The sequence below is a fragment of the Desulfofundulus sp. genome (assembly GCF_049701015.1).
Classification (GTDB): Bacteria; Bacillota; Desulfotomaculia; order Desulfotomaculales; family Desulfovirgulaceae; genus Desulfofundulus.
Genome location: NZ_JBNATZ010000220.1, coordinates 1 through 4,171, shown reverse-complemented (window position 1 = coordinate 4,171; position 4,171 = coordinate 1). Strand labels below are relative to the sequence as shown.

The window sequence follows — 4,171 nt, the reverse complement described above, 5'->3', positions numbered from 1 at the left end:
GCTTGCGCTGTTCCTCTTCGCTTAAGGTGGCGCGGGAACGCCTTCCACCACCTGCTGGCGGTTCCCCTGCAGCCCGTGCCGGGGGTGGTGCCGCCTGCGCGGCCATCGCCGGGGGTTCGGGGGGTGGGACGGCTTCCTCCTTTCCGGTTGCCGGTTCCAGGGCGGGAGCTGTCGTTTCCGCCGTTAACTGCTCCAGAAGAATGGCGGCCTCCTCCCTGGCCGTTTCGAGGCTCATGATCTGCATGATCTCCGTATCCACCAGGTCGCCGATGGTCATCTTGAAAGAGACCACGACAATGGGGTCTTCGGTTGGCAGCCGGTAGGCGGTCTTTCCTCCGGATACCTCCAGTACCGTGGTCTGAGGCGGGGAGATATTGATGGTACGGCGGAAGATGGTGGCTAATGAGGTGGAGGCCGTGCCGATCATCTGGTTCATCGCTTCCGAGGCTGCCGAAAGCTCCAGTTCGGATATCTGTTCCGCCACGTTGGTGCCGTCGCCGCCCATCATCAAATCGGCCATGATCATGGCGTCCCTCAACTGGATGATAAGGACGTTGAACCCCTTGAGCCCCTCTTTGAACTCCACCTGGATGATCACATAGGGAACTTTGAAGCCCGCGAAAAACTCTTCCTGCGTGCAGGTGAGCACCCGGGGGCTGGTAATGGTTACTTTCCTGTTCAGCAGTTCGGACAGGGTGGTGGCTGCGGAACCCATGGAAATGTTGCCGATTTCTCCCAGGGCGTCCCTTTCCTCAGGGGTCAGGGCCACCGCCGGCCTGCAACATGCGGTCAGTGGCTCTCCACCAGCTGTGGAGATGGTATCTGCAGCTTCTGCGGGTGCTGGTTCCGGATTTCCCTCCACCTCTTCCCCGGCACCTTCTTCCAGAACGGGTGCAGCCGTCGCAGCTACTTCTTCCGCTCCCTGTCCGACCCCGAGCTCCTCCTCCCGTGTGGATTCTCCGGCTGTGGCCTTTAACAGGGCGTCTATTTCTTCCTGACTTAAAAATTGATTATTATCCGGCACCATTCATTTCCTCCCCGATGAGCGATACCACCTGCACCGCCAGATTTTGCCCCACCCGCCCGGCCTGCACGCCGAATTTTCGTTCCCCTTCCACGTACAGATCCAGGTCCTGGTTTAGATGGCGGTTCAGCACTATCACGTCTCCTTCCTGCAGTTGCAGCAATTCATGCACGGTGATTTCCGTTTCCCCCAGGATTACCTGCAATTCCACCCGGGAAAATCCGAGCCAGTGGCTGAGCCGCTCTATATCCTCGGGGCGGGGTCCCCCCACCTGCCGGCTGAACTGCTGGCGCACAGAGAGCCGGGATATTACCGGCTCCATCAATATGTACGGCAGGCATAGATTCATAAAACCCCGCTCTTCCTCGTTAATGGCTACGGCAAAGGTAATGAGGGCCACCACTTCATTGGGTGAGTACATTTGCTGCATCCTGGGGTTGCTCTCTATGTCCTGGACTTCCGGCTCCACGGGATAAAAGTCATGCCAGGCCTGGGCCATGTGCTCCAGAATGCGTTCTACCAGCCTTTTTACCACGGTTAGCTCAATATCAGTCAGTTCTCTCATGGGAACGGTAGAAGTACCCGGCCCGCCAAAAAGCAGGTCCAGCATGGGAAAGACCACCTGGCTATTTACTTCCAGCAAGGCTGAACCTTCGAGCGGTTTTAAACTAAAAACGGCCAGGGCCGTGGGGCTGGGGATGGAACGGATAAATTCTTCATAGATCATCTGTCCCACTGAAGCCATCTCTACGTTGACCGCAGTCCGCAGGTAACCCGACAGAAAGCTGGACAAAAGCCGTGCGAAATGCTGGTGCAGCATTTCCAGCGTGCGCAGGTGTTCTTTGGAAAATTTGTTCGGACGGCGGAAGTCGTAAGATTTGACCGGGGGAGCCTGGGTTTTGGGGACTTCCTCCAGATTCAGCTCGCCGGAAGTAAGGGCCGCCAGCAGGGAATCTATTTCCCCCTGGCTTAAGACTTCCTGCATTCAATGTGCCTCCTCTTGCATTACTTGCGGGAGCGGGCCAGTACCCGCTCTATGGCCTGCAGGAGACGGTCCTGCTGGAAAGGTTTGACGATGAAATCCTTCGCTCCCGCCTGGATGGCGTCCATCACCATGGCCTGCTGACCCATGGCGCTGCACATGATGATATTGGCGTTGGGGTCGACCGCCCGGATGGCCTTTACGGCTTCAATACCGTCCATGTCGGGCATGGTGATGTCCATGGTAACCAGGTCGGGTTTTAATTCTACATACTTTTCCACGGCCTGCTTGCCGTTTTCTGCTTCTCCCGCCACTTCATAGCCGTTTTTGGTGATTATGTTTTTAATCATCATGCGCATGAAGGCGGCGTCGTCGACCACCAGAATCCTTTTTCCCAATGCTGTTTCCCCCTCACATATTTTAAGAGCTCTGCCCTCCGTCGAAACCGAGAACGGCCATCAGCCGGTCGATAGCGCCCGGTTCAGTGAGCAGGAAAAAATGTCCTTTAATCAATGTTTCCGCGTCAGGGAATAGTTCTGTTTCAATAACCAGCACCTGCTCTTCAACCCTTCCCGCGGCTACCATCAGGGAAGTGAGCACCGCTCCGAGCATGTCAAAGGCAAACAGCGGTACGGTGGTAACCATGTTCAGGCCGGTCATCATGCTGATGGCGCTGACAAAAGAACCGGTGAGCACATTGCCGATTTCCTTTATGGCCGATTGAGCCATCTCGTCCAGTTCCCTGGTCGTCCCCACCGGCAGCCCCATGAGCATGTCAACCAGGTGAAGGGTGCTTTCTCCGTCGAAGATATACAGCACTATTCCCGGTGCGTCCCCAAGCACCCGCAGGCTAACGCACCCCACCAGCTCCTCGTACCCTCCCACAAGGTCGATCATGTCTTCAAAGGGCAGGAAGCTGCTGCGCGGCACGCGCATGTTCACCCGCCGGTTAATCAGCTGGGCGAGAGAAGTTACGGCGTTACCCAGCCCGATATTTCCGATTTCTTTAAGGGCGTCGAGTTCCACCGGTGAAAGATTCCTGTAGCTCAAGAGCTCCCCCCCTTAAACCCGCTTCCGGTAAAAGCAGGTGCGTAATTTTTCCAGACCCAGTTCCTGATAATTAAAAATCATCTCGCTTCCTCCAATAAACAGTACCCCTCCCGGGACAAGGGCCCGGGCTAGTTTCTCGTTCAACCTGTCCTGGGCTTCCCGGGTGAAATAAATGGTTACGTTGCGGCACAGGATGAGGTCATATCCCTGCCCGAAGGGATCGTTCAGCAGGTCGTGGCGCCGGAAGATTACCCGCCGGCGGATATTTTCGTTAATGATGAAAACACCTCTTTCCCGGGTAAAAAACCGGGTCAAACGCTGTGGGCTTACGTTGCGTACCACCTCGGGAGGATACCGGCCTTCCTTTGCTTTAGCCAGGATGTTCTGATCTATATCGGTAGCCTCCAGGTGGTGTGGGTGCCCGGGAGTAAGTTCTTCCAGGATGATGGCTACCGAGTATGGCTCGGCGCCAGCCGCGCAGGCTGCGCTCCATACCTTCAGCGTTCTTTTTTCTTTTAAGAGGGTAGGTAGAATAATGCTTTCCAGCTCCCGGAACCTGTCCGGGTCCCGGAAAAACTCCGACACGTTTATAGTCAGGTAATCCAGAAATGAATGGTAGGCCTGCGGGTCATTTTTTAATTTCTGGAATAACATTCCGTAGTCGGCAAGCTGCTGCCGCATAAGATAGGTGTCCAGGCGCCTCTTGAGCTGGGTTTCCTTGTAGCTGTTCAGGTCCAGGCGGAAGTGCTGGTGCATCATTTCCTTGAACCGGGCGAAATCCATCTCAGATCACCTTCAATTTGCTTCCCAGCATGCGGATGCTCACCTGGCCGTTGCTGGTATCGAAGATCATTGTTCGTCCCCGGTTGCCTCCAACTTCTTCAGCCAGGATGGGGATACCCGCTTCCTTTAACAACGCCCTGGCCTTTTCCACGTTGCGCTGACCGATATTCAGGATCATTTTATTGTCCAGGCCGGAGAACATTTGCGCACCTCCCACCAGCTTGGCCTGCAGGCGGCTCAGTTGGGCACCTTGTTTTCTCAATTCCTCGATCAACAGCGGTATACCCAGATCGGCAAACTTGGCCGGTTTGGTGACGTTGTTGAACTGGGTA

Annotated in this window: 6 protein-coding genes; all 6 read right to left on the bottom strand. The window is 55.6% G+C overall.

Annotation, left to right across the window (positions count from 1 at the left end):
• The coding region (gene fliY, locus ACPLUI_RS11855) for a flagellar motor switch phosphatase FliY (protein WP_424660470.1) at window positions 1-1,027 on the bottom strand (1,027 nt) is incomplete at its 3' end.
• Window positions 1,014-2,009, bottom strand: coding sequence for a flagellar motor switch protein FliM (gene fliM, locus ACPLUI_RS11850; RefSeq protein WP_424660469.1), 996 nt, complete (start codon window positions 2,007-2,009; stop codon window positions 1,014-1,016). The genes fliY and fliM, both read right to left, overlap by 14 nt.
• A 20-nt stretch (window positions 2,010-2,029) precedes the next feature.
• Window positions 2,030-2,404 (bottom strand): response regulator, encoded by a 375-nt coding sequence (locus ACPLUI_RS11845; RefSeq protein WP_424660468.1) that lies wholly within the window; start codon window positions 2,402-2,404, stop codon window positions 2,030-2,032.
• Between the two features lie 22 nt (window positions 2,405-2,426).
• Window positions 2,427-3,056 carry a chemotaxis protein CheC gene (locus ACPLUI_RS11840; RefSeq protein WP_424660467.1) on the bottom strand — a complete coding sequence of 210 codons (630 nt, stop codon included), beginning with the start codon at window positions 3,054-3,056 and terminating at the stop codon, window positions 2,427-2,429.
• Window positions 3,057-3,068: 12 nt separating this feature from the next.
• The gene (locus tag ACPLUI_RS11835) at window positions 3,069-3,839 is read right to left on the bottom strand and encodes a CheR family methyltransferase (RefSeq protein ID WP_424660466.1); all 771 of its coding nucleotides are present in this window, start codon (window positions 3,837-3,839) and stop codon (window positions 3,069-3,071) included.
• A 1-nt stretch (window position 3,840) separates the two neighbouring features.
• Window positions 3,841-4,171 (bottom strand): chemotaxis protein CheD (locus ACPLUI_RS11830; protein WP_424660465.1); only part of this gene is annotated, 331 nt, incomplete at its 5' end.

What these genes read in the sequence shown, in the direction of transcription:
- ACPLUI_RS11835 (WP_424660466.1), bottom strand. Translation starts at nt 3,839, where the DNA reads ATGGATTTCGCCCGGTTCAAGGAAATGATGCACCAGCACTTCCGCCTG.
- fliM (WP_424660469.1), bottom strand. Translation starts at nt 2,009, where the DNA reads ATGCAGGAAGTCTTAAGCCAGGGGGAAATAGATTCCCTGCTGGCGGCC.